The 25,180-nt window shown below is 70.5% G+C and carries 21 protein-coding genes; 10 read left to right on the plus strand and 11 right to left on the minus strand.

The window, feature by feature from the left end; all coding sequences use genetic code 11:
- Positions 1 to 122: 122 nt before the first annotated feature.
- From DRB06_RS01260 to DRB06_RS01290, 7 genes are all read left to right on the plus strand, one after another.
- A complete protein-coding gene (locus DRB06_RS01260; RefSeq protein WP_258522102.1) occupies positions 123 to 1,394 on the plus strand; it encodes a uroporphyrinogen decarboxylase in 1,272 nt (423 codons plus the stop codon).
- Positions 1,391 to 2,980, plus strand: a complete 1,590-nt coding sequence (locus tag DRB06_RS01265; protein ID WP_111818934.1) for an NAD(P)/FAD-dependent oxidoreductase — start codon at positions 1,391 to 1,393, stop codon at positions 2,978 to 2,980. The genes DRB06_RS01260 and DRB06_RS01265 overlap by 4 nt, the downstream gene beginning before the upstream one ends.
- The gene (gene hemC, locus DRB06_RS01270) at positions 2,977 to 4,164 is read left to right on the plus strand and encodes a hydroxymethylbilane synthase (RefSeq protein WP_111818935.1); all 1,188 of its coding nucleotides are present in this window, start codon (positions 2,977 to 2,979) and stop codon (positions 4,162 to 4,164) included. Before DRB06_RS01265 ends, hemC begins: the two co-directional genes overlap by 4 nt.
- Entirely contained in the window at positions 4,161 to 5,051 is an 891-nt protein-coding gene (locus tag DRB06_RS01275) for a uroporphyrinogen-III synthase (RefSeq protein ID WP_111818936.1), read from the plus strand. Before hemC ends, DRB06_RS01275 begins: the two co-directional genes overlap by 4 nt.
- Before the next feature lie 47 nt (positions 5,052 to 5,098).
- Positions 5,099 to 6,193, plus strand: coding sequence for a porphobilinogen synthase (hemB, locus tag DRB06_RS01280; protein WP_108969183.1), 1,095 nt, complete (start codon positions 5,099 to 5,101; stop codon positions 6,191 to 6,193).
- 219 nt (positions 6,194 to 6,412) lie between these two features.
- Positions 6,413 to 7,834 (plus strand): glutamate-1-semialdehyde 2,1-aminomutase, encoded by a 1,422-nt coding sequence (locus tag DRB06_RS01285; protein ID WP_111818937.1) that lies wholly within the window; start codon positions 6,413 to 6,415, stop codon positions 7,832 to 7,834.
- Between the two features lie 192 nt (positions 7,835 to 8,026).
- A complete protein-coding gene (locus DRB06_RS01290; RefSeq protein ID WP_111818938.1) occupies positions 8,027 to 8,284 on the plus strand; it encodes a PspC domain-containing protein in 258 nt (85 codons plus the stop codon).
- Here the strand turns inward: DRB06_RS01290 and DRB06_RS01295 are convergent.
- The 8 genes from DRB06_RS01295 to DRB06_RS01330 form a co-directional block, all read right to left on the minus strand.
- A complete protein-coding gene (locus DRB06_RS01295) occupies positions 8,272 to 9,168 on the minus strand; it encodes a macro domain-containing protein (protein WP_111818939.1) in 897 nt (298 codons plus the stop codon). The two genes, DRB06_RS01290 and DRB06_RS01295, sit on opposite strands and share 13 nt — an antisense overlap.
- 57 nt (positions 9,169 to 9,225) lie before the next feature.
- On the minus strand, positions 9,226 to 9,720 hold the full coding sequence (locus tag DRB06_RS01300) for a Dps family protein (protein WP_073333842.1): 495 nt from the start codon (positions 9,718 to 9,720) through the stop codon (positions 9,226 to 9,228).
- 217 nt (positions 9,721 to 9,937) lie between these two features.
- Positions 9,938 to 10,318, minus strand: a complete 381-nt coding sequence (trxA, locus tag DRB06_RS01305) for a thioredoxin (protein WP_111818940.1) — start codon at positions 10,316 to 10,318, stop codon at positions 9,938 to 9,940.
- A gap of 966 nt (positions 10,319 to 11,284) precedes the next feature.
- Positions 11,285 to 12,751: a glycoside hydrolase family 1 protein gene (locus DRB06_RS01310; protein ID WP_111818941.1), complete on the minus strand. Its 1,467-nt coding sequence runs from the start codon at positions 12,749 to 12,751 to the stop codon at positions 11,285 to 11,287.
- A gap of 1 nt (position 12,752) precedes the next feature.
- A complete protein-coding gene (locus DRB06_RS01315) occupies positions 12,753 to 13,109 on the minus strand; it encodes a PTS lactose/cellobiose transporter subunit IIA (RefSeq protein ID WP_108969196.1) in 357 nt (118 codons plus the stop codon).
- 3 nt (positions 13,110 to 13,112) lie between these two features.
- A complete protein-coding gene (locus DRB06_RS01320; protein WP_181575149.1) occupies positions 13,113 to 14,552 on the minus strand; it encodes a PTS sugar transporter subunit IIC in 1,440 nt (479 codons plus the stop codon).
- Entirely contained in the window at positions 14,552 to 14,875 is a 324-nt protein-coding gene (locus DRB06_RS01325; RefSeq protein ID WP_073333829.1) for a PTS sugar transporter subunit IIB, read from the minus strand. Before DRB06_RS01325 ends, DRB06_RS01320 begins: the two co-directional genes overlap by 1 nt.
- 153 nt (positions 14,876 to 15,028) lie before the next feature.
- Positions 15,029 to 16,966, minus strand: coding sequence for a transcription antiterminator (locus DRB06_RS01330; protein ID WP_181575150.1), 1,938 nt, complete (start codon positions 16,964 to 16,966; stop codon positions 15,029 to 15,031).
- 220 nt (positions 16,967 to 17,186) lie between these two features.
- Between DRB06_RS01330 and DRB06_RS01335 the strand changes: the two genes are divergently transcribed.
- On the plus strand, positions 17,187 to 17,897 hold the full coding sequence (locus DRB06_RS01335; RefSeq protein ID WP_111818943.1) for a GNAT family N-acetyltransferase: 711 nt from the start codon (positions 17,187 to 17,189) through the stop codon (positions 17,895 to 17,897).
- A 63-nt stretch (positions 17,898 to 17,960) separates the two neighbouring features.
- Here the strand turns inward: DRB06_RS01335 and DRB06_RS01340 are convergent, their stop codons facing one another.
- From DRB06_RS01340 to DRB06_RS15695, 3 genes are all read right to left on the minus strand, one after another.
- Positions 17,961 to 19,106 (minus strand): aspartate-semialdehyde dehydrogenase, encoded by a 1,146-nt coding sequence (locus DRB06_RS01340; RefSeq protein WP_111818944.1) that lies wholly within the window; start codon positions 19,104 to 19,106, stop codon positions 17,961 to 17,963.
- The gene (locus DRB06_RS01345; RefSeq protein ID WP_108969209.1) at positions 19,103 to 20,656 is read right to left on the minus strand and encodes an aspartate kinase; all 1,554 of its coding nucleotides are present in this window, start codon (positions 20,654 to 20,656) and stop codon (positions 19,103 to 19,105) included. Before DRB06_RS01345 ends, DRB06_RS01340 begins: the two co-directional genes overlap by 4 nt.
- Before the next feature lie 338 nt (positions 20,657 to 20,994).
- A complete protein-coding gene (locus DRB06_RS15695; RefSeq protein ID WP_146750769.1) occupies positions 20,995 to 21,366 on the minus strand; it encodes a hypothetical protein in 372 nt (123 codons plus the stop codon).
- A 518-nt stretch (positions 21,367 to 21,884) separates the two neighbouring features.
- On the opposite strand from DRB06_RS15695, the gene DRB06_RS01355 reads away from it, so the two are divergent.
- Positions 21,885 to 24,143, plus strand: a complete 2,259-nt coding sequence (locus DRB06_RS01355; RefSeq protein WP_146750770.1) for a protease PrsW — start codon at positions 21,885 to 21,887, stop codon at positions 24,141 to 24,143.
- A 262-nt stretch (positions 24,144 to 24,405) separates the two neighbouring features.
- A complete protein-coding gene (locus DRB06_RS01360) occupies positions 24,406 to 24,888 on the plus strand; it encodes a DUF6301 family protein (protein WP_073333819.1) in 483 nt (160 codons plus the stop codon).
- The last annotated feature ends 292 nt before the right edge of the window (positions 24,889 to 25,180 follow it).

The raw sequence follows: 25,180 nt of genomic DNA on the forward strand, positions 1-25,180 counted from the left end.
CCGCGCCATTCCAGCCGAGAATAGTGATTGCGGGAATGTTCGACCGACCGGCCGAGCCATTTTGTTAGGGGTTGCTTAGCAACGCCACGTCGCGTCATTTCCGCGAGGACGAGGACCATTTCGTGACAATTTCCGTGCGGAATTCCGCCGGGGCGCGCGGCGGCGATGAGCACCGGCCGGCCCTGCTGGAGGCGCTGGCCGGCCGGCGGCCGACGCGCACACCCGTGTGGTTCATGCGGCAGGCGGGGCGCTCGCTGCCGGAGTATCGGGTGCTGCGCGCCCAGGCGGGGGCGTCCATGCTGGACGCGTGCCTGCGGCCCGAGCTGGCGGCGCTGGCCACCGTGCAGCCGGTGCGGCGTCACGGGGTGGACGCCGCCGTCCTCTTCTCCGACATCATGGTGCCGCTGCGGCTGGCGGGCGTGGAGGTGCGCATCGAGCCCGGGGTCGGCCCCTTGCTGGACACCCCGGTGCGCGACGCCGCCCAGGTGCGCCGCCTGGTGTCCCGCCGCTACGGGGAGGCCGAACGGGCGGGAACCGGCGCCGACGGCGTGGCGCTCGACGGCGCCGCCGGGGTGGCGGCCGTGGAGGCGGCCGCCCGCGGCGTCGTAGCCGAACTGGGCACTCCAGAACGGCCGGCCGACTCCGCGCCGGGCGCACTGTCCCCCCGGGCCCGGGCGGGCCTGGCCGAATCGCGGGGCGGGGCCGGCTGGACGCCGCTGCTCGGCTTCGGCGGGGCGCCGTTCACCCTGGTCGCCTACCTGGCCGAGGGGTGCCCGTCGCGCGACCACCTGGCCGCCCGCACGCTCATGCACGCCGACCCGGACGCCTGGGACCGGCTCATGACCTGGGCCGCGCACCTGACCGGCGCATTCATGGCCACGCAGGTGCGCGCGGGCGCGGCCGCCGTGCAGCTGTTCGACTCCTGGGCCGGTGTCCTGCCCGCCGCCGACTACCGGGAAAAGGTCGCCCCCTACTCGGCACTCGCCCTGGACGTTGCCCGCGAGGCGGTCTCCCCCACCACCGGGCGGGTGGCCCCCGCAATCCACTTCGCCACCCGCGCCGGCCACCTCCTGCCCGAACTGCACCGCACCGGGGCAGACGCCGTCGGCGTGGACCAGTGCGCCGACCTGGCTCAGGCCGGCCGGCAGGTCGGGGACCGCCCGGTGCAGGGCAACCTGGACCCGGCGCTGCTGGGGGCCCCGTGGCAGGTGCTGGCGCGGGGCGTGGACGCCTGCCTGGAGGCGGGCCGGGCCGCGCCCGGCCACGTGTTCAACCTCGGCCACGGGGTGCCGCCGCACACGGACCCGGACGTGCTCACCCGGGTGGTGGCGCGCGTGCACGGCTCGCAGAGTTGGGAACGCACCGCATTGGCGGGATGGGATGGTCAGGCATGAGCTATTCGCAGCAGACACCGGTCACATACGACGCCCTGGTGGTCGGCGGCGGCATCGGCGGGCTGGCGGCCGCCTGGGAGCTGACGCGCGCCGGGCTGCGGCCGCTGCTGATCGAGGCGCGCGGTTACACCGGCGGGCTCGTGGCCGGCGGCGCCATCGGCGGGGTGCGCATGGACCTGGGGGCGGAGGGCTTCGTCATCCGCGGCGACGCGATCACACAAATGGTCGACACACTCGGACTGGAGGTAGTCGGGCCCTCAGGCGGCGGGGCACGCCTGTTCCTGCCGCCCCTTGGCGGCGCCGACGCCGGACCCGGCGCCGAGCCGGACCCGGCGCGCGGCTGGCGCCTGCATCGCTTCCTGCGCGACTCCTACCTGGGCATTCCCGCCGATCCACTGGCCGACGACGTCGTCGCCGTCATCGGAGCCGACGGGGCCGCCCGGGCGGCCCGCGACGCCGAGCTCGCTGGATCGGTGGGCACTTCCCCGCAGGACCCGGCCGACCTGGCCGCATTCGTGCGCACCCGCATGGGCGAGGCGGTGTTGGACCGGCTGGTGCGGCCGATCGTGGCCGGCATTCACACCGCCGACCCGGCCGACCTGGCCGCCGACACGGTGGCGCCCGGCCTGCGTCAGGCCACCGCCCGGCTGGGCTCGTTGCAGGCCGCCGTCGGCGAAATGCTGGAGCGGCGGCGAGCCCGGCGGCGCGGCGGCGGCGCCGCGGACGTGACGGTCGCGGGCGGCCTGTTCCGCCTGACCGACGCCCTGCGGGCGGCGATCGAGGCGGCAGGCGGGCGGGTACTCACCCGCACCGGCGCCCAGTGGCTGCGCCCGGCCGACGACGGCTGGGAGGTGGGGATCGCCCCCACCACCCGGGGGGCGACGCCGTCGGCCGAGCCGGTGGCCGCCGGGCCGGAGCAGGTGGTGCGCACACGGCGGGTGATGCTGGCCTGCTCGGCGACTGCTGCGCTGCGGCTGCTGGCGGGTGCGCCGGGCGTGGACACCGCGTTGGAGGTGCCGGTCGGCTCGCCGATCGCGCGCTTCACCCTGGTGGCTCGCGCCCCGGAGCTGAGGGGCGCGCCGGTCGGCTCCGGCCTGCTGGTGGCCCCGGCCGCGCCCGGGCAGGTGCCGGTGCGGGCGAAGGCGCTGTCGCACCTGTCGGTCAAGTGGCCGTGGATCGGGGAGGAGCTGCGGCGCCTGCACGGCGGGGCGGCCCCCGAGCAGGACGAGGTACATGCGCTGCGGCTGTCCTACGGGCGGCCGGGTGAGCCGCGCCCGCAGGTGGAACTGGACGATGTTCTCAACGACGTCGCCGTGCTGACCGGGGTGCGCATTCCCCGGGCCGACGTGATCGACTCGATGCTGGTGCGCTGGGACGGGACGCTGCCGCCGGTGACACCCGCCTACCGCGAGCGCACCCGGCGCCTGCTGGCCGAGGTCGCCCCGCTGGAGGGCTTGGCGGTCACCGGGGCGTGGGTGGCCGGGACGGGTATCGCCGCCGTCGTCGCCCACGCCCGGGAGCAGGCGGCCGCGCTCGCGGGAGCGGACAGTACGAGCCGCGTCGTCACACCGGAGGGGCGCGTATGAACGCCGGCACCACGATCGGGGCGGGTGTGCCGGCGGCGCGGACGGTGCGCCTGGGCACCCGCGGCTCGGCGCTGGCGGTCGCCCAGTCCACCCAGGTGGCGCGGGCGCTGGCCGCGGCCTCCCGGCGGATCGGCGCCGACCTGGAGGTGGAGCTGGTCCAAATCCGCACCCGCGGTGACGTGGACGCCACCCCGCTGACGCGGCTGGGCGGCGTAGGCGTGTTTGCGGCGGCGCTGCGTGAGGCGCTGCTGGCGGGCGTCTGCGACCTGGCGGTGCACTCCTGCAAGGACCTGCCCACCGCCGCGGTGCCGGGCCTGCGCATGGCGGCGGTGCCGGCCCGCGAGGACCCGCGTGACGCCCTGTGCACGGCGGACGGGCGCACCCTCGCGGACCTGCCCCGTGGGGCGCGAGTCGGCACCGGTTCGCCGCGGCGCGGCGCACAGTTGTTGGCCGTGCGCCCCGACCTGGAGGTTGTGCCCGTGCGCGGGAACGTGCCCACGCGGCTGTCGCGGGTGGTTGGAGCGGTGGTGGGTGCGGACGGCCCACTCGGCGCGGTGCGCGAACCCGACCTGGACGCCGTGGTGCTGGCGCTGGCGGGTCTGCGCCGCCTGGGTCTGGACGGCTACGCGACCCAGCCGCTCGCGCTGCCCCAGACCGAAATTGCGGGAACGGGCGTCGTTGACCCGGCCGACCCGGCGCCCATCATGGTGCCGGCACCCGCGCAGGGCGCGCTGGCCCTGGAGACGCGGGACGAAGCCGGGGCCGGAGCAGACCCGAGCGGCGTCGCAGCCGGCGTGGAACCCCTTGTGAGCGGAGCCGGCCGCGACCCGGGCCTGGCCGCGGCGCTGGCCGCCGCCCTGGCCGAGTTGGACGATCCGGTCACCCATGCGGCGGTGGCCGCCGAGCGGGCCCTCATGCGGCGCCTGGAGGCGGGCTGCGCCGCACCGGTGGGGGCGGTGGCCGTGCCCGCGCCGCGCGCCGACGGCAGCAGCGGGCTGCGACTGGACGCCGTCGTCGCCGCGGCGGATGGGACGCGACTGCTGCGGGAGTCGGCAGTCGGAGACCAGGCGGAGCCCGCCGGGCTCGGGGAGGCGGTGGCCGAGGCACTGCTGTCGGCGGGCGCCGCACAGCTGGTCGACCTGCACGCGAGCCTGCCCGACCGCGGCCGCCGGGAGGCGCCATGAGCCCGGAGACCGCCGCGCCGGGCTCCGCAACCACCCCTCTGGCCGGGCGGCGCGTCCTGTTGCCGCGCGCCAAGCCCGGCGACGCCATCGCCGCCGCACTGGTGGCTGCGGGCGCGCGGGTGCTGTGCGTGGGAGTCACCCGCGCCGTCGCCGGGCCGGCCGAGCCCCGCATGCGCGCCGCCGCACAGCTGGCGGCCGGCCGCTACGCCTGGGTGGTGCTGACCTCGGCGCGCACCCTGGACTTCTTCGCCCTGGGCTCCTTGAGCGGCCGTGAAAAGACCCCTGCCCGCGCGAAGGCCGACGACGCGGCCCTGTCCCCCGGTGACACCGGGCGGCCGAGCAACGCGCCCATGCACACCGGACTCGCCGTCGTCGGGGCGGGCACGGCCCAAGCCGTGCGGGAGCAACTGGGTCGCGAGCCCGACCTCATCGCTGCGGGCAGTGGTGCCGCCCTGCTGGAGCTGCCCCAGTTGAGCCGGGGCCCCGGCCGCGCGGCGGGCGCATCCGGTCGCCGCCTGCTGCTGCCGGGTTCGGCGCTGTCCTCACCCGTATTGCGGGAAGGCCTGGCCGCGGCCGGCTGGCAGGTCGATGCCGTGCCCGCCTACACCATGGAGCCGGTCCGCATCGTCGACCTGCCGGAGGGGTTCGCCGCCGAGTGGGCGGGCGGCGGTTTTGACGCGGTGGTGCTGGTGGCCGGCTCCTCCACAAGGGCTCTGCTCGGCCTGGTCGGGCCGCCTCCGCCCGCCACGCGTGTGGTCGCCATCGGTGCCCCGACCGCCGCGGCCGCGCGCGCTGCCGGAGTGCGCGTGGACGCGGTGGCGGCCCGCCCGACCCCGGAGGCGATCCGCGACGCCTTAGCCACGACGCTGCCGGATCCACCACACTGAAATCACATCCTCCACCACTCGCCCGCATGCCTGAGGAGGCTGCTGCAATGACCCAGACAACATCCACCTTGCCCCTGCCCGACCCGCGCAACCCCGCCACCTCCCCGGCCGCCGACCTGCTCACCTCGCGGGGCGTGCCCGCACCCGCCATCCCGACCGTCCGCCCCCGGCGCCTGCGGCGCACGCCGGCCCTGCGCGGGCTGGTGGCCGAGACCCGCATCGACCCCGCCCAGCTGATCCTGCCGGCCTTCGTACGCGAGGACATCGGTGAGCCCACCCCGATCGGTGCCATGCCCGGCGTCGTCCAGCACACGCTGGACTCGATCCGGCGGGAGGCCGCCGCCTGCGCCGAGGCGGGCGTGGGCGCCATCGACCTGTTCGGGGTGCCCGCCACGCGCGACGCGACCGGCTCACAGGCGTGGGCCGAGGACGGCATCCTCAACCGGGCGGTGGCCGCGGTGCGCGCGGAGGTCGGGGATGCGCTGGTGGTGTGCGCCGACACCTGCCTGGACGAGTTCACCTCCCACGGCCACTGCGGTCTGGTGCGGCCCGACGGGGACCCCCGCGCCGGTGAGATCGACAACGACTCCACGCTCGCCCTCTACCAGGCGATGGCCGTCTCCCAGGCGGAGGCCGGGGCGCACATGGTCTCCCCCTCCGGCATGATGGACGGGCAGGTGGCGGCGATCCGCGCCGCCCTGGACGCCACCGGACATGACGACGTCACCATCCTGGCCTACTCGGCCAAGTACGCCTCCGCCTACTTCGGGCCGTTCCGGGAGGCGGTCGGCTCCACCCTCAAGGGTGATCGGCGCACCTACCAGCAGGATCCCGCCAACCGCCGCGAGGGGCTGCGGGAGGTGCTGCTGGATGTGGAGCAGGGCGCCGACGTGGTGATGGTCAAGCCGGCCGGCCCCTACCTGGACGTGCTGGCGGACGTGGCCGCGGCCAGCCCGGTGCCGGTGGCCGCCTACCAGGTCAGCGGCGAGTACGCGATGGTGGAGGCGGCCGCCGCCAACGGCTGGATCGACCGCGAGCGCGTCATCATGGAGTCGCTGCTGGGGATCGTGCGCGCCGGCGCGGACTGCGTGCTGACCTACTGGGCGCGCGAGGTGGCCGAGCGACTGCACGCGCAGCGGTGAAAGTGTCCATCGGTGCCCACTTTGACGATTCGGCCGCGGGCGCACCCCCGGCAGCGAGCACGTTTTCCCCGGAATTAAGCCATTATTGCCGCGATCCATTGCGGATCACTGGCTCAAAGTGGTCACCGATGGACAGTTTCATCATCTTGGCGGAGCCAAATAAGGCCGTAGGCTGCCGCCAGGCAACCGACCTAGACCGCAACCAGCTCAGGAGCCCATATGCCGTCAGCCACCAATGCCGACCTGTTCGCCGCCGCCCACGCCGTGATCCCCGGCGGCGTGGACTCCCCGGTGCGCGCCTTCGGCTCGGTGGGCGGCACGCCCGCCTTCATCACCAGCGCCCGCGGCGCGCGCGTTACTGACGCCGAGGGGCGCGAGTACGTGGACCTGGTCGGTTCCTGGGGGCCGGCGCTGCTCGGCCACGCCCATCCGGAGGTGGTGGCGGCGGTGCAGGCGGCTGCCGTCCGGGGACTGTCCTTCGGGGCGCCCACTGCCGCGGAGACCGCGTTGGCCGAGGCGGTGCGGCGCCGGGTGCCGCCGGTGGAGCGGCTGCGGCTGGTGTCCACCGGCACCGAGGCGACCATGACCGCGGTGCGGCTGGCACGCGGCGCCACGGGCCGCGACCTGGTGGTGAAGTTCGCCGGCTGCTACCACGGTCACAGCGACGGTCTGCTGTCGGCGGCCGGCTCGGGCGTGGCCACGGGCGGGCTTCCGGGTTCTGCCGGAGTGCCGGAGGCGGTGGCCGCGCAAACGCTGGTCCTGCCGTACAACGACGTGGACGCCCTGGAGACTTGCTTCGCCGCCCGCGGGGAGGAGATCGCCGCGGTCATCACCGAGCCGGCGCCGGCGAATATGGGCGTGGTTCCGCCCGCGCCCGGCTTCAACGCGGCCATCCGCCGGGTGACGGCGGAGCACGGCGCCCTGATGATCGCCGACGAGGTGCTCTCCGGCTTCCGGGTGGGCCCGGCGGGATTCTGGGGCCTGGAGGCGGTCGACGGCTGGGAGGCGGAGGTGGTCGATCCGGGTGCTCGCACGCAGCCCTCACCCTCCTGGCCCGGCGGTCCGGACGGGAACGACGCCAACTGGCGCGAGCGGGCGGCCTGGGTGCCGGACCTGTTCACCTTCGGGAAGGTGATCGGGGGCGGCATGCCGCTGGCGGCCGTGGGCGGCCGCGCCGAGGTGATGGAGTTGCTGGCGCCGCTCGGTCCCGTCTATCAGGCGGGCACCCTGTCCGGGAATCCGCTGGCGACGGCCGCCGGCCTGGCCACACTCGCCCTGGCCGATGATGGCGTGTACTCCACGGTCGCGCACCGCGCCCGCGAGATCGGGGCGATCGTCGGCGCCGCCCTGGAGGATGAGGGGGTGCCGCACCGGGTGCAGTACTCCGGCTCGCTGTTCTCGATCATGTTCGGCCCCGCGGCCGCCGCGGAGGGCGTACGCGACTATGACGCCGCCCGCGCCCAGGAGACGTGGCGCTTCGCCCCGTTCTTCCACGCCTTCCTCGACGCCGGGGTGGCGCTGCCGCCGAGCGTGTTCGAGGCCTGGTTCGTTTCGACCGCGCACGGCGACGCCGAGGTAGAGCGCATCGCGGCGGCGGCACCGGCGGCCGCCCGGGCGGCGGCCTCCGCGCGCCCCAACTAAAGCCAGTTGGACCGCTATTCCCCCGGTGGACCCCTATTCCCCCGGTGGACCGCGGTAGCCGCCGGCTACAGGGGTCCAACCGCGTGTGGGCGGTCCAACCGCGCCTAAGGGGTCCACCGAGCTGCCAAAACCGGGGTGGCATCGGGATGGTCCCGGATACCGGAATCGTTCCGGGGCGGGCAGGCTGACAACATGACACAGCAGCGTCCGACCGATCCCTACGGCCACGAACCGTACTTCTCTCAGCGCACCGAGTCGTGGCGCGCACGGCTGCCGCGGCGGTCCTACCGGCGCATGGTGGCGGGCGTGTGCGGCGGACTGGCCGAGTACTGGGGCGTGAACCCCACGCTGGTGCGGCTGGCAACGCTGGCCCTGGCGGTGCTGCCGGGCCCGATGTGGGTCGTCTACGTAACCGCCTGGGTGCTCATGCCCGGCCCCTACGAGTGCTGAGCCCCGCTCCCGCCCCGGCCGGCGAGCGCGGCCTCGTAGGCGGCGACGTCGACGTCGGCGAAGGCGCAGATGACGATCCGCAACTCGGATTCGGGGTGGCCGCGCAGCCAGTCATCGAGGGTGTCGAGCACCAGCGGTGCGGCCTCGTCCTTGGGGTAGCCGAAGACACCGGTGGACACCGAGCACAGGCCCACGGAGTCCAGGCCGGCGTCGTCCACCGCGTCCAACACGCTCCGGTAGCTGGAGGCCAGCAGGGCGCGGTCGGCGTCGGTGGGGTGGCCGCCGTCGACGATCGGGCCGACGGTGTGAACCACGTGCGCGGCGGGCAGGTGGTAGCCGGCGGTGAGCAGCGCGCGGCCGGTCTCCTCCGGGCGGCCGTCGCGGGCGTCCATGTAGGCGGCGCATTCGGCGCGCAGGCAGGGCCCGGCGACGGCGTGGATCACGTTGTCGATGCAGGTGTGCCCGGGGACGAAGCAGCCCAGCAGCTGCGCGTTGGCGGCGTTGACGATCGCGCCGGCGCGCAGGGTGGTCAGGTCGCCGCGCCACAGGGCGACGTGCTCGCCGAGCCTGCCGGTCACCCCGTGAGTGGCGGCCAGGGTGGGCAGGCTCAGGGCGTCGGGGGCACCGGCGTCGTGCACGCGCTGGGCGGCCTCGGCGGCGAGCATCTCGTCCAGGTCCTCCCGGACGTCGTCGTCGGGGATCTCGCGGGGCGGGCGGATGGTGAGCAGCCCGTCCAGCAGCCGCCGCAGCTCCACGGGCGGGAGCTCGGCGAGGGCGGCGGGCGGCGGGAATGCGGCGACGTCGCCGGCCTGGACGGCCTCGGTGGCGAAGTACCGGGTGAGGCGTTGCAGGCGGGCGACGTCGGCGGTTGGGGCGTGCGGCATGCGCTCAGGTTAGGCGCGGCGCCGCGCGATTGGCGGTGGCTCGCGCCGCAGCCCGGATCAGTTGGCGGAGTAGTTCTGAGCGGACAGGAACCAGCTCTGCTGCTCCAGGCGCTGGGTGTAGTCCTCCAGGATGCCGGAGGAGGAGGGGTCGGCCTCGTCGACGGCGTCGTGGATGTCACGCAGAGTGGTGACCACGGCGTTGATGGCGGACACGATGTAGTCCACGGCGTCGGCGGTGATGACGGCTCCCTCGGGCGCCTCCGGGACGGTGGTCTGCGAGGCGACGGTGCCGGGGCGGCCGTCGGGGAAGGCGTTGATGGCGCGCATGCGCTCGGCGAGCTCGTCGGAGCCCTCGCGGGCGATGTCGACGACCTCGTCCAGGTTCAGGTGCAGGTCGCGGAAGTTGGGACCGACCAGGTTCCAGTGGACCTGCTTGCCGACGAGGCTGAGCGCGGTGATGTCCACCAGGGCGCGCTGCAGGTCGGCGGCGAGGGACTCGGAGGCGGTGAAGGCGGGGATGACGGCTGGGTTCTTGACTTGGTGCTTGCTCATGGCTTGAAGTTTACAATCGCGACGGTTCGAACGGTAGGGCTTATCGCTCGTGAGGAAACCTGAGCGGATCCGCAATGCCCAGAGCGTTGAAAAAACCGCCCGACGACGCGACTTGAGGCGACGTCGTCGGGCGGTTGTACAGCGGCATTCCAGGCGGTTTCAATCCGCAGGAGGCAGCGCGCACCCGGGCGGCTGCCCGGGGCTTGGTGCGGGCCGGTCAGGCCTCGGCAGGGGCGGCGGCCTCTTCCTCGGCGATCTTGCGCTTGATCTCGTCCATGTCCAGTTCGCGGACCTGGGTGATCAGGGAGTCCAGCGCGGAGGCGGGCAGGGCGCCGGGCTCGCGGTAGACGAGCACGTCGTCGCGGAAGACCATCAGCGTGGGGATCGAGGAGATGCCCAGGGCGCCGGCTAGATCACGTTCGGCGTCGGTGTCGACCTTGGCGAAGGTGATGTCCGGGTTGTTCTCCGCGGCCTTCTCGAATACCGGCGCGAAGCGGCGGCACGGGCCGCACCAGGAGGCCCAGAAGTCGACGAGGGTGATGCCCTCGCCGCGTACGGTCTGGTTGAACTCTGCGCCGGTGATGTCTTTGGGGGCCATGAGGCTTCCTTCCGAGTTCTCAGGTGGCTGGTGGTGTTGTCCGCCGAGCACGCGGTCGTGCGATCGTGCGGCTGTGCGGACGACTGCGGTCCAGCCGTCCCCCGGCGGCGCATCCCGCACCGCCGGTGCCTGGGACAACCGTCCTAGCCGATGAGGTATTCCGCCGGCGTGGCCATCCCACCCGAGTGCGCTCCCTCACCGAGGTCGGCGGAAGTTACGCGGCTCTTGCGGTTTGTGGGTGTGGTGGTTGGGGTCGGGGTTGCGGAGTGGTGGTTGTTGTCGATGGGTACCGGGTCTGCCGAATATGACCCCGCCGTCCCGAGGCCCTCCGCATTCGGGAGGGTTTGGGGTTGATGAGGTCGTTTCGCCGGGCCGGAGGTGTTGTCGGGCGGGCGGTGTTGGCTTGCGGGGAGGATTCGTTGGAATCGTTGGGATCATGCGGGTATTGGACCGGGTCGGTGGCCGTTGACGGCGCCTGCCGGTGATTCTCAGTGCTTCTGGTGCCGCGCCTGGGCGCGCGTGCGCCGCTGCGCAGGCGCGGATCTGGCGTGTTCGCCTGTGCACTCCGGGTGACGGTTCGTCACTTCGCATGACGGTTCGGCACTTGGCACCCACGCTTCGGCACTTCCGACGACGGTACGTACCTCTGGGTGCCGAACCGTCACGAGAGGGTACGAATCGTCGATCACAACGTACGAACCGTCGCGCCAGTGTACGAACCGTCGTGTCAGATCCACCGCGGACATCAAGGCGCCATCACCTCGGAATGTCACAAGTGCCGGTCTCGGCGTGTCACGTGTGCCGGTCTCGGCACGCCACCCCACCCGGCCGGCGAACCACCACATCCCCAAACCGGAAGAGCCCGTTACGTGTCGAAGTCGGTAGAAGTATCCGCCGAGGTCGGCGGAAGTGGCGGGCGCGCCCGGTCACACGTCCAGTCGCGCCCGCCGCCCGAGCAGGAGGATTTCAGCCGAGATCCTCCCCGTTGCTCGCTATCACCCGCCGGTACCACGCGTAGGAGTCCTTGGGAATGCGCCGCCCGGTTCCTCGGCCGTGGTCGTCCAGGTCGACGTAGATGAACCCGTATCGCTTGGACATCTCCGAGGACGAGCAGGAGACGATGTCGATCGGACCCCAGGCGAAGTAGCCGCGCAGATCCACCCCGTCCGCGATCGCCTCCCGCATGGCCTCCAGGTGACGGCGCAGGTAGTCGATGCGGTAGGGATCGTGCACGGTGCCATCGGCCTCCAGCACATCCCTAGAGCCGAGCCCGTTCTCGGTGATCATGATCGGTTTCTGGTAGCGGTCCCAATAGTCATTCAGCGCCACCCGGAGCCCGGTCGGGTTGATCGCCCACCCCCATTCGGAGGCCTGCAGATGCGGGTTGGCGAAGCCGTCCGTGTCCCCACCCGCCCAGGCCTCGGCGTCAATGATCCGGGTGTAGTAGTAGGAGAAGCTCATGAAGTCCGCTACACCGTCGCGCAGGGCCTGGGCGTCCCCCGGGCCGAATTCGACGCAGATGCCCAGATCGCGCAACCGCCGCTTGGCATAGCCGGGGTATTCGCCGCGCAGGGCCACGTCGGAGAAGAAGTACTCCATCTGGTTCTGCTGCAGCGCGGCCAGCACGTCCTCGGGCTTGCAGGTGGCCGGCTCGGCGTTTCCGTGGCACAGCATGACGCCGAACTCGAAGTCCGGGTCGATTGCGTGCCCGAGCGAGGTGACCTTGGCGGCCGCCACCATTTCATTGTGGACGGCCTGGTATTTGGCCTGCTCCAGGTTGTCCACCTTGTCCGCGGCAACGCCCAGGTGGTTGAAGGACTCGTGGGTGATCAGGTTGATCTGGTTGACGACGATCCAATAGCGCACCTTCCCGGCCAGACGTCGCATCACCGCCTCGCAGTAACGCACGAAGAAGTCGATGGTCTCCCGGCTGTACCATCCGGTGTAGGACAGGGTCAGGTTCACCGGCATCTCGTAGTGAGACAGGGTGATGACCGGTTCCATACCCTGGGCGCGGATCTCGTCGATGAGTCGCTCGTAGAAGGCCAGCCCCTCCTCGTTGGGTTCGGCGTCGTCCCCGTTGGGGAAGATTCGGGCCCAGTTGATTGAGGTGCGGAAGGCGTTCATGCCCGTGCCGGCCAGCAGTTGCAGGTCGTCGGCGTAGGTGTGATAGAAGTCGATGCCGTCGCGCTTGGGATAGCGGCCTGCGGTATCGCGCATGTGGAAACGCACCTGGTCGGTCGTCATCTCCTTGTTGGAGCGTTTCTCGGGCGGCAGGTCACCCCGGTAGAGGTTGATGTCGGCCAGGCACCAGCCCTTGCCGTCCTCCTGCCAGGCGCCCTCCGCCTGGTTCGCGGCGATGGCGCCACCCCAGAGGAAGTCCTTGGGGAAGCCGGCGGGTACATCGAGCGCATCGGTCTTACTGCCAGTCATTTCATTCATTCCTTGTCTCCAGTGCGGTCTCCAGCGCGCGGATGCGCTCATCCTGGGAGCGGAATACGGGAAGGATCCTGCGCACCAGCCGCAATTCGCTATAGGCGGTCATGAGGGTGTCTTGCGCATGGGAGAACAGAGCGGCATAGGCGAGCTGCTCACCATCGGCCTCCTGTTGAATAAGCGTGGTGTGGACCTGGTGGGCCTGGCGGATGCACCCGTCGGCGGCGTCCAGAAGCGCGGTGGCCTCGGTGAAGTCCGAGCGTTCCATGGCCTCCACGGCCCGGTAGGTTTCTCGGCGCGCATCGCCGGAGTGGATGAGTATGTGCATGGAGGCGTCGATGATGCTCTGATCCATGGCTCAGTCTCCTTCGGGCCGGGGTTTGCTGCTCGTAACGGTCAGTCTCCTGGTACCCCGCCGCACGCCGGAGTGCGCCGTTTCCGCGGCGGCGGTGGCAGGTAAAGGTTCCTCGGCCTTGGTGACGCGGGTTGCCTGCGCCTTAGGGGCCGGCCGGGATACGCGGGACGACGACGGCGTGGGCGCCTCGTCTCTCCTGGCGCCGGCCTGCGCCGCGCCGGCCTGCGCCGCGCCGGCCTCCTTCAATAGGGACTGGTGCTCGTAAGCCTTGAAGAACGGGTACCAGATGACCGCGGAGACGGCGAAGACGGCGAGCATGAGAATCATGGCGGTCAGGGACCGAGTCGTGATCCAGGTCGCCAACGGGTAGGGGGTGTACCAGAGCTCGAACTGGTTCATCGGGATCGGCGCGAAGTGGATCGTTTTGGTGAACAGCCAGATGATGATCGGCGGGATCACGCCTTGCAGCCACATGGCGATCATGAGCACCGGATTCCAGGCGATCGCCCCGAATACCACCGGCTCATTGATGTTGGCAATCATCGGTGGAATGCAGGCCCTTCCCAGAGCCTTCAACCGGGTCGACTTGGAACGGGCCATCATGATTACGAGCGCCATCGTATTGCCGATTCCGCCGAACCAGAGGTAGGTGGAGAACAGCATCGTGGAGGTGACCAGATTCTGCGCGGTACCGGCCATATTCGCCTGAATGGCGGCCAGGAGCACCGGGGTGGTGACGGGGGTGAGCACCCATGTGGAGATGCCCATGGAGTACAGGAAGCAGTAGATGAAGCACATCAGTGGGAAGCCCCACGGCGATTCAATGACGCCCGCGAGCGGGCGGAACACCGCCAGCACCGCGTTGTAGACGTCCAGCCCCAGCAGGTCCACGCACACCCATCCGAGCGTGACCACCAGTGCAACCGGGATCATCGCGTCGAACCAGGCCCGCACGAACTCGGGGATGACGGAGTCGTCCTTGAACAGGGTGAACCGGCCGAACAGGGACATGATGGCGCCGGTTACCACGCCCGCCAGAATGGCGATGAACATGCCGCCCGCTCCCAGGGCCGAGTGGCCGAATCCCGGTTCCCCGTCCTGCACCACCTGCGGGGTGATGATGATGAGGAACAGTATGGTGCCGCAGCCCCCGGCAATTAGCCGCTGCTTACGGAAGTTGCGCTTCTCCATCAGGTTGAAGGGGATGAGGAAGCTCACCAGGAGGGACAGCATGCCCATGGTCCAGCCGTACGGCGTCCAGAAGCTGGGCAGTGACGGGAAGTAGTCGTTGAGGATCGCGAGCATGGCGAACACGGAGCCGACGAGGATGAACGGCAGCACCTGCATGATCGCGTCCTTGATGGACACGATCCAGACGTTGTTGTTCACCTTGGCCATGCGCGGGGAGAAACTGGTCTCCAGCCAGTGGATGAGGGCGTCCATCAGGCGTCCTCATTGAGCACGTCGACCAGATGCTGAATCGCTGCCTCACCGTCGAGCGAGGAGTAGTACTCCGGACGCATGAGGATCGCCGTGACGTCGGCGTCCCCCACGAATGAGTCGATGTCGTCGAACACGTAGGACAGGTGTGGTCCGATCATGACGACGTCGGTTTCGTTGATGAAGTTCTCGATCTCGCTCTCGGAGCGGGCGGTCACCTTGATGTTGTAGCCGTGTGCGGCGACCGCCTTGCGCATGTTCGCCGCCATGAACCCGCTGCTGGCGCCGGTGCCGCAAACGAGGAGAACCCGGATGTCGTCTGCCATTGTTCCTCCATTGGACCTAGAAGCATGACGTGATCAAGTCTGCGCAGCTTGGCACCCGCGCTCCACCAGGAAATCTTCCGGGGGCCGGAAAACCATTGAGAAGCCGCCTCCGCCCGCATCACCGCCCGTGCCGATCGGGCCTGACCACGACCGTCAGCCGATCACCAGTTCTCGCAGTGCCTCCATTAGGCGGCTGTAGCTTGTCCCGGCGCCAATGAGTGCGTCGACTCCCGCGGGGTCGGACAGAATGCGCACCAACTCGTCGAGCACATCCCGGAAGACGGCGCGGTCCCGGTGGCTGACGGCCATCATGATGACGAGGTTGATCTCATGGTCCCCCCACGGGATCGGCCGGGTGCACGTCAGCACGGCCAGAGCGGTGCGGGCGGCGTCCATGTACAACGAGTGCGGCATGGCGAACCGCCCCCCGAACGCCGTCGAGGCGCGCCGCTCACGATCGAGCACATCCGCGAGGTACTGGTCGTCGACGGCGGCCTGGCGGACCAGCAGCGAGTGGCAGGTGCGCAGGGCCTCGTCACGGTTGAGCCGGGTCTCGGTGTGCACGAACAGGCGCTCGTCGGTGAAGGCGACCAGCGCGGACCAGACCTGGTGCCGCTGGGCCCGCTGCCGCTCCTCCAGGACCGCCTGCCGCACGGCGTCGACCTCACTCCGGGTGCACAGCGGGCTGATGCGGACCACCGGAACGGAGGGGTCGACGTCGAGGTCAACCGCGGTGACGACGACGTCGCTGGGCCTGCGGGAGACCTCCGGGTCTATCTCGGTGACGAGGCGCTCGACGACGGCCAGCCCGTGCAATCCTTCATTCAGCCTGCGCACCGCATCGTCGGCCACGGACCCGAATCGGGGCACCACGAGTGTGATCGTCACCTGCTGCTCGGCGTCCATGAGCTGCTGGAGGCGGGAGCCGAGGTGCAGGGCGAGAAAGTCCGTTTCGGCGCAGGGAATCTCGACGTCGAGCGCGGTTTCCACGGCGTGAGAGAAGTAGACGGACAGTTCATGCACCAGTGGGTGCCCCAGTTGGAAGTCGGCGCCGAACGGACGGTCGATGCGCTGGCCGGCGCGCAATCGCGCCAGCATGTCCTGCACGTGGATGGCCAGCCCGACCAGTGATTCGTCGCCGTCGTACAGCCGCAGCAGGAAGTGGTCGTCGAGCCGCAGCACGCAGTCACGGACGACGTCGAGGACCGCCGGATCCAGACCCTCGCCGTCGGCGTTTCGGTGAGTGGAGACCGCGAGGAAGGAGGCGACGAAGTCGGTCTCCGAATCCGGCAGCGAACGCTCGGACCACCGGCTCACCCAGTCGGTGACCGCGCGGGCAATGGTCAAGACGTCGGCGTCGTATGCTGCGCGTCCGGAGTAGTCGATGGGGTATCCCTCGAGAGCGATGTACAGGTGCGTGCACAGATTGAGCAGGACGTACTCGTTCAAGACGACGCCGTTGTCTGCGAGCACGGAGCGGACGCCGCGGGTGAGTTCACGCCGCCGCGCCAGATGCGTGCGGTGCCGGTCCGATTCCAACTCGTCATCGACCGGAGAGAGCAGTATTTGGCGGATGAGTCGTCGACGCCGCTGTTCCGGTCCGTCTATGCGAATGTATGATCCGTGCCGCCTCAGCGTCAGTTCATGGTCCCGCAGGAGTAGGCGGACGCGACCAAGGTCCGCCTCCAACGTCGATGGACTCACGCAGAGCCGATCGGCCAGTTCAAACACCTCACACTCCTCGGAGGCCGTGAGGAGAATACGGGCCAGCTCGTTCAGGCGGCCACGCTGGTCGAGACTTCGGTGTGTGGTTCGGCCGGCGGCATGCTCGCGCCTTATCCGGTACACGCGGCGATCCAACTGATAGCCGGACGGCGTGGACCGGATGAGGTCATCGTCTTGGCCCTCGTTCAGCTCCTTGACGTAGGAGCGGATCGAGCGGTCGGTGACTTGCAGCATGGCCGCCAGCGCTCGGGCCGACACCGGGCGGCTGGCGGCATGGAGTTCACGCAAAAGTCGTTCGAGCCTGTCCGCCTTGGCGACCACGTCCACATCATCCTCTCGCAACGGTGCGGCAGTGCGGGTACGCAATTGGGTGGCGACGCCGCATGCGGGTATCCCCGAGGGGTGCCGCACTCTTGCGCGTCGTGCCCCAAGTATGTGCCCGGCAGGCGGATCAGCGCCGTAGACCGCCAGCGCCTCGCCCTTCTCGGCGACGTCGGAAACACGAAGGCGCCTCCCCGGAGCCGCCCAGGCCGGCTACCTAGCGTCGCATCGACGAACGCTAGTTCCGACAATGCCAGGAGGCACGATGTCCACCACTACCTACCGCCCCTACGAGCCCCGGGACGCCGAGGGGGTCATGGCGATTGTCCTCGACGCCTTCAACATCCGCCGTTATGCGCCGCGCCCGTACCTCGAGCGCTCCGCCGCGGAAGTGTTCCTGTCCGAATGCCTGCTCGCCTCCACCTACGCGCAGGTCGCCGTCGCCACCGACCACGCTCAGGGCGACGGCGACGAGGCACCCGGCACCGAGCGGGTCATGGGCGTGATCATGGGCCGTGTCGAGGACGAGCCCCCGCTTCCGGCCCAACCGCTCGTTCACGCCCACAGGCTCGCCGGGATGGCCTGGTTGGCGACGGCGGGAATGCCGCAGTGGGACACACTCACGCAGGCATTCGGTTTCGACTACCGCCGCGCCGAACTGCGGCAGGACGTGCTAATGGGCGGATGCGCCGCCCTCACCGACGAGATCACTCTGCTCGCGGTGCATCCCGCCTGTCGGGGCCGCGGGATCGGCACCCGGCTGTACGACGGTTTCATGGAGCACCTGCGCGCCCACGGCCGCAAGGACTTCTTCCTGTACACGGACTCGCTTTGCGGCTACGAGTTCTGCGAGCGGCAGGCCCTGACGCGCGCCGCAACCCGGGAGCTGCGGCTGGACGTGCCCGGGCTGCCGGAGAACGTTGAGGTGTACCTGTACGCCGGCGAGGTGCCGGAAGCCGAACCAGCTTCCGCGTGAGTGGCAGGAGGCCGCCCGACAATGGACGCCGCAGCCACTTCAACCGACCTCAGTACGTAAGATCTACCGACCTCGGCGCAGTTCCACGGCGACGAGTTCGGCGAGCTGGACAGCGTTGAGGGCGGCGCCCTTGCGCAGGTTGTCACCCACCGCGAACAGCGCGATGCCGTGGCCGTCGTCCCAGGCGCCGTCGGCGCGCACCCGACCCACGAAGGTGCCGTCGCGGCCGGCGGACTTCAGTGGGCTGGGCACGTCGTCGTAGGTGACGCCGGGGGCCGCGCGCAGCAGCTCGATGGCCCGCTCGGGGGCGAGGGGGCGCTCGAACTCGGCGCTCACGCTCACGCCGTGCCCGGCGAACACCGGGATGCGCACGCAGGTGCCGGATACGCGCAGGTCCGGGATCCCCAGGATCTTGCGGGACTCGTTGCGCAGCTTCTGCTCCTCGTCGGTCTCCCCGGAGCCGTCGCCGGCGTCGTTCCCGGCCCAGGCGACGGCGTTGAAGGCGATGGTGTCCACGTACACGTTCGGCTCGGGGAAGCTGACGGCCCGCCCATCCAGGGCGAGGCCCTCGATGTCCTGCCCCTGCTCGACGGCGGCACGCACCTGCCCGGCCAGCTCCGCCACCCCGGCGCGCCCGGAGCCGGACACGGCCTGATAGGTGGAGGCGACCAGGCGCCGGAGCCCGGCCTCCTCGTGCAGCACCTTCAGGGCCGGCATGATGGCCATGGTGGTGCAGTTGGGGTTGGCGATGATGCCCTTGGGGCGGTCGGCCAGCGCCTCCGGGTTGACCTCGGCGACCACCAGCGGCACGTCGGGGTCTCGGCGCCAGGCGGAGGAGTTGTCCACCACGACGGCGCCGGCGGCGGCGAAGCGGGGCGCATACTCGCGCGAGGCCGTCGCGCCGGCGGAGAAGATGGCCACGTCGATGCCGGTCAGGTCCGCGGTGGCCACGTCCTCCACCTCGATGCGGGCGCCCCGGAACTCCAGCATGCTCCCGGCGGAACGGGCGGAGGAGAACAGGCGCAGGCTGCGGGCGGGGAAGTCGCGCTGGGCGAGCATGGTGAGCATGACCCGGCCGACCTGCCCGGTGGCGCCGACGACGGCGACGGCGATGCCGTCCTCCGGGCCTACATACTGGCCCGCGGGACCCACGTACTCACCCGCACCCGCTTGAGCGGCCTGGCGGTTCTGGTTGCTGGGGTTACTCATCGTCCGGTACCTCCGTAGACGACCGCCTCGGCGGCCTCGGCGTCGAGGCCGAATGCGGAGTGGACGGCGCGCACGGCCTCGTCGAGTACGGCGTCGTCCACCACCACCGAGATGCGGATCTCGGAGGTGGAAATCATGTCAATGTTGATCCCGGCATCGCTCAGGGCGCCGAAGAGCTTGGCGGACACGCCCGGGTGGGAGCGCATGCCGGCGCCGACCAGGGAGAGCTTGCCGATGTTGGGGTTGAAGTGCAGGGATTTGAAGCCGAGTTCGTCCTGGGCGGCCTCGAGGGCGGCGCGGGCCGCCGCAGAGTCCCCGTCGGGGCAGGTGAAGGAGATGTTGGTCAGGCCGGTGCCCTCCGCGGACACGTCCTGCACGATCATGTCGATGTTGGTGTCGGCGCGGGCCACGATCTCGAAGATGCGGGCGGCGGCGCCGGGGATGTCGGGCACGCCGACCAGGGTGATCTTGTCCTGGCTGCGGTCGTGGGCGATACCGGAAATGACGGGGGCTTCCACGTGATCCTCCTGGGCGGACGGGTGCGGGCGGGCCTGGGCGCGGGCGTTGACGGCCTTGGTGTGGGCGGCGCCGACGGAGGCGCCGTCGGGCGGCAGGGCACCATCGGGTGCGACGACGCGCCCAGTGACGGCGTCAACGGCGGGTGCCCGAGTGGGTCGACCGGGCACCGAGGCGGCAGGTACCGAAGCGGGCGGTGCCGAGGCATCGGCGGGGACACCGGAGGCGAGCGCGGGCGTGGGGGCGGAGGGGGCGTCGTCGTCGGCCCCGGGCAGGAGGGGCGGGATGAAGGCGCCCTCGCGGCGGCCGTCGTAGATCCAGGTGCCGGTCTTGTCGGAGAAGGAGGAGCGCACGTGCAGGGGCACGCCGAAGCGGCGGGCGTACTCCACCGCGCGCAGGTGCAGGATCTTGGCGCCGTTGGCGGCCATCTCCAGGGTCTCCTCGCTGGAGAGCGCCTCGATGCGGCGGGCGGTGGGGACGATGCGCGGGTCGGCGGTGAACAGGCCGTCGACGTCGGTGTAGATCTCGCAGACGTCCGCGTTCAGGGCGGCTGCGAGGGCGACGGCGGTGGTGTCGGAGCCGCCGCGCCCCAGGGTGGTGACGTCCTCCACCTCGTTAATCCCCTGGAAGCCGGCGACGACGGCGACCGCCCCCATCTGAATGGCGCGGGCAATGCGCTCGGGAAGGACGCCGACGATGCTGGCGCGCCCGTACTTGGAGTCGGTGAGCACGCCGGCCTGGGCGCCGGTGTAGGCGCGCGCGGGCACGCCCAACTCGCCGATGGCCATGGCCAGCAGCGCCATGGAGATGCGTTCGCCGGCGGACAGGAGGATGTCCATCTCGCGGGCGGGCGGCTTGGCGGAGATAGCGTCGGCCATGTCCAGCAGGTCGTCGGTGGTGTCACCCATGGCGGAGACGACCACCACCACGGTGTTACCCGCCTTGCGGGTGGCGACGACGCGCTTGGCGACGCGGCGGATCGCCTCGACGTCGCTGACGGATGAGCCTCCGTATTTCTGCACTACCAGTGCCATGTGGGGGTTCCTGCCGTTGTGCTGCCGGTTGGTCGTTGCCGACACCGATTCGGCGGGCGCCCGCGCGGGGCGTCCCGGCGTCCTCGGCGTGGCGTCTGGCCCAAGCATACGGCCCGGGTGTTACGGCGGCTTACGGCGACCGCCAGGTGGGAGCGGGGCCGGTGGCGTGGGCGGGCGGATCCGGACGGCGACCTCCGGCCCGCGCCGGCGCCCGCGTTGACGCTCCGCCACGTTCCACGACCCCGGGCGTCGTTCCACGACCTTGGTACATGTTTCACGACCCCGGGGTGGTCGTGGAACGTACACCAAGGTCGTGCAACGCCCGGCCGACTCCTGGGTCAGCCCTCCTCGTCCACGCGGCGGCGTCCCTCGAAGGCACGCCTACTGCCGTGATCCTGACGTCCTGCCTCGCTCCATCGCACGGTCCACGCGACAGTCGATGGGTCCTCCCGGCCTGTGATGACGTGAACCTTGCCGTTGACGACGCGGCGGAGCGATCTGCGGAGCTTCTGCCGATAGTTCGCCATCGTCTGCTGTGCGGCGGCTTGCCGACCTCGCCCCGCGTGTGGCTGTGCGCCGGGCAGGTCGATGCGCAGCGCGACATACAGCGTCCGAGCCCTCACCGCCTTGCGGCATATCTCCCGCTTGGCGTGTTCGTCGCGGGTCCCGGCGTGCAGGCCCGCGAGCGTATCCATGACCTTCTCGGCCACGACGGCGACCAGGTCCTTGGGCTCTCTCGCCTCCGGGTAGGCGTAGTCCTTCGCCTCAATGAGCCACAGGTGGTCACCGTCCAGAGCGACGACGTCCCGACGCCTCCTCCGCCCCGCCTCCGCCAGGGGCTTCGCCGGAGCCGGCGCGGGGTCGGCATGCGGCTGTGCCGCAGAGTGCGTACGGGGTGATGCCGGCTGCGGACAACGACTCGAGCCGACCGGCATCGGCGGCCGGCTCGGCGCCTGACCGGGTGTCGGGGTATGGGATGACGCCGTCGGCGGCCGGTCCTGGTGTGCCCGCCGGGCCCGTGCAGGGCTATGGGTCCGTGGCGCCGTCGGCACCCACATACGGAACGTACGGGAGTGTGCCCGGCACTGGGGCGTGGAGCGCACCTGGTTCTGGGGCGTTAGTTGCTGCGCCCGCGCCTGCACCTGCGTCAGCGCCACCCCCGCTTGGGAGCGGGAGCGCGCCCGGTCCCGGGGCGCGTGCTGCGGCGGGCGGGGGTCGCGTCTTGTCGGTGCTGGATGTGCCGGCGGAGTGGTGGGAGCGGTCGCTTGAGGGCTGGTGGGGCTGGTGGGCGCACCATGCGGGTTTCGCACGCGCGGTGGTGCGGGCTCAGCGAGTGGTCTCCACCGTGGCGCTGGTGCTGGGTGTGATCGCGCTGGCGGTGGTGCCGCGCCTGGCGCTGGGTCTGGTGCCCACGCTGTTCATGACCGGCTGCCTGCTGATCATAGGGCTGGTCTCACGCACCCGCACCATGGGGCTGCGCCCGCTGTTGCTGCTGATGGGCATCAGCGTGCCCTGGTCGGGCCTGGTGGCAGCGGCCACCCGCGCGATCGGTGAGGCGATCGGCTTGTCTACCACCGATGACGGCGCCCGCATCGCACTGGCAGCGTTTGTGGAGGAACCGGGCAAGCTGCTGCCGCTGCTGGCCCTGGCGCTATTGGCACCGGGCCGGATCAGACGACTGGCCGCAGTGGACTGGGCGCTGCTGGGATTCGCGGCCGGGGCGGGCTTCATCATCGCCGAGGACGGCGCCCGCCGCCTGGTGCCCCCGGGCATAATCGCCCAGCTGCTAGGAGAGGACCGCATTCCAGTACTCGCTGAACCCGTGGACGGCAGGCAGGTTCCTGATACATGGGGGCAGTTGGGCCGAGAACCTGCTGGAGCTGGACACCCCGGTGGAGGTGATGACCACCGGGCACCAGATCCCCACCATGGGGGCGGCCATGGGCATCGCCCTGGCCCTTGCCCTATGGCGCACCCGCCGCCCCTGGTTGCGCGCCGCAGCCTGGCTGCCGCCCGTGGCGACGCTGACACGACGGCGATTGTGGATCATGCCTGCTACAACGCCGCCGTCGGCTGGACCGACTGGGCCGACCAGGACACCGCCATCCCCACCTGGATACGCCTGACCTGGCAAGCCCTCGGTCAGGGCCACACCCAAATCCACATCTCCGTCGCCCTGTTCATCACCTGCATGCTGGTCGACGCCCACCGCCGCCACCGCGCCGGCGTGGTCGGCGACGTCGCCATCGAGGCCCCCAAGACGCCCGGTCTAGCCATGGTTGGTGCTCCCGCCCTGCGGGTGCCGGTGCAGGCCCTGGTGTGGCTGGCCGCCTATGCCTGGTCCGACCTGGTCATCGTCTGGACGGCCTACGGGGACCGGTCTCTGCCCCGCCGGTGGCGCATGGCCGAGGGCCGGGCCATGGGCGAGCAGGTGCGCGGGGTGCGCCAGGACGCCATGACCGTCACCACCCCCGACACCGAGTCGGCCGCCCGCAACACCTTCCGCATCATCTCCCTCGCCGTAGGCGCCGTAATGCTGACGGCCTGCCTGTGGTACGGAACCCGGCTCGTCCAGGACATCGGCACCTGGCTCCAGCAGCCCGACTGGCCCTACTTCTTCGCCGGCCTGCTGGACGGGCTGGCCAAGTGGTGGGACTCCCTGGGCCTACTCGGGCAGATCCTGGTGACCGCCCTCGCAGTACTCCTGCTCGCGTGGGCGGGCCTGTCCGTGACCGCGGCGCTCGGCGCCGTGGGCGTGGGCACCTGGGCCCTCGCCCACGGCCGGGGCATCGCCACCTTCCTCCAGGACCCTGCCGCCGCAACCCGCTCCTACGCCACCAACGTCACTTGGGAGCAGCTCCTGCTGGACGGCGTGGACTTCGCACTAACCTTCATACCCGGCTCCGCCCTCGGGCTCGGCACCCGCGCCGCCGCACGCACCACCGCCGAAAGCCTCGCACTCACCCGCGCCGCACGCCGGGAGATCACCGGCCTGACCGAGGTCAACAACCTCTTCGCCCAACGGGACGCCGCCAAGGCCGCCCGCCAGGCCGCCGAAAAACGCCTCAAAGACGCCATACCACCCGGCTATGACATGAGCGCCTTCAGCACCAAAAAACGAGACGACGCTCACACGGTTGGAGGGCGCCGGCTACAGCGACGCCCAAATCAAGACGCTTCGTCATGCCGCCGAGCAAGCTACGAAGGCGCGTTCTACGGAGCGGCGTATTGCCGAGTACATCGGCGAACGGGGCGAGGAGCAGGCACTTGCGCGCCGCGGGTACGACATCCCGGACTCCTTCCACTCCACCGGTCCCGGCACGCCCGGTCCCGGCAGGAACCGTCCGGACGGCATGGGGGTGAAGCCCGACAGCAGCGAGATCGTCTTCCCCGAGTACAAGGGCGGCACGGCGACGGTGTCCACCAAACAGGTCCAGACACAGTTCGAGGGCATGACCGCGCAGGCCACCCCGCCATATGTGCGTGACCGCATGCTCACCGATCCCCGCGTGGCCCAGTACTTCCACGACCACCCCAAGTCTGGCAGTCCGTCAAGGACGGACGCACAAGGCTCCTGATCGAGGTGTACTCAACCCCCGCGGTCGGCTACGCCGAGGTCAGCGGCACTACGCCCTTCACTCTCACGCCCCAGGCCATTCAGGCCAGGGAGGAGGCCATGGCCGCGCTATAGAATCGATACCAACAAGCCCGAACACGCAGCACCCAAACCAGCCAGCAAGGACACCGACATGACCGAGATCAAAATACTTCCTGTCGAGCGCGCCATCGAGTGGATTCGTGCCTGGGCCGAGCTCGACTGGCCCATCACCTGGGAGACCGCCTGCGCCGTACGCGACAAACTCGGCTGGACACCCAACCCCGAAGACCCCGAACTATTCACCACCGAACTGACCGTCAACCAAGACGGAGGGTACCTGATACGATTGGACGGCCGATGCAGCGAGGTGTCGATACCCCTTTGTTCCCGTAACCCGCGGGCCAAGCGAAACACTCCTTGGACGACTTCCCTGTGGCGGACATACGATGCCATCGCCGACGCACTCACGCAGCTGTACGGACCCGGCGAACAAACCGGTAACCGAACCGACGTCCTCCAGACCGACTGGATACTCAACAACCAAGTCACCGTATGCCTCGTCGCCTCGAACAAGTCCATGAGCGTCGGGCTGGACTCGCCCGAAATCACCGAGATTGATCAATGGGAGTCGTAGTACATTGAGAAATACGGTGAGGACTATGTCGACGACTGAACCCGACACCTCACTCGGAGGCGCCACCGCCGGCGTCGACCCGAAGCACCACGCGGACGCGCCGCCGTCACACGGCATGCGCATCCTTCCGGTCGAGCGCGCCATGGATTCGTGCCTGGGCCGTTCAATCCACGCCACAAGACTTGCATTGTCACAAACGGTGACAAACGAGCCCGAGTCGCCGGCTCACGACTCACGAAACGTTGGAATCATGCGGTTGCAAAAACCAATCCGGGCACCGAGTCCGGCGTTT

This window comes from Actinomyces sp. Z5 (assembly GCF_003287795.1).
Lineage (GTDB): Bacteria > Actinomycetota > Actinomycetes > Actinomycetales > Actinomycetaceae > Actinomyces > Actinomyces glycerinitolerans.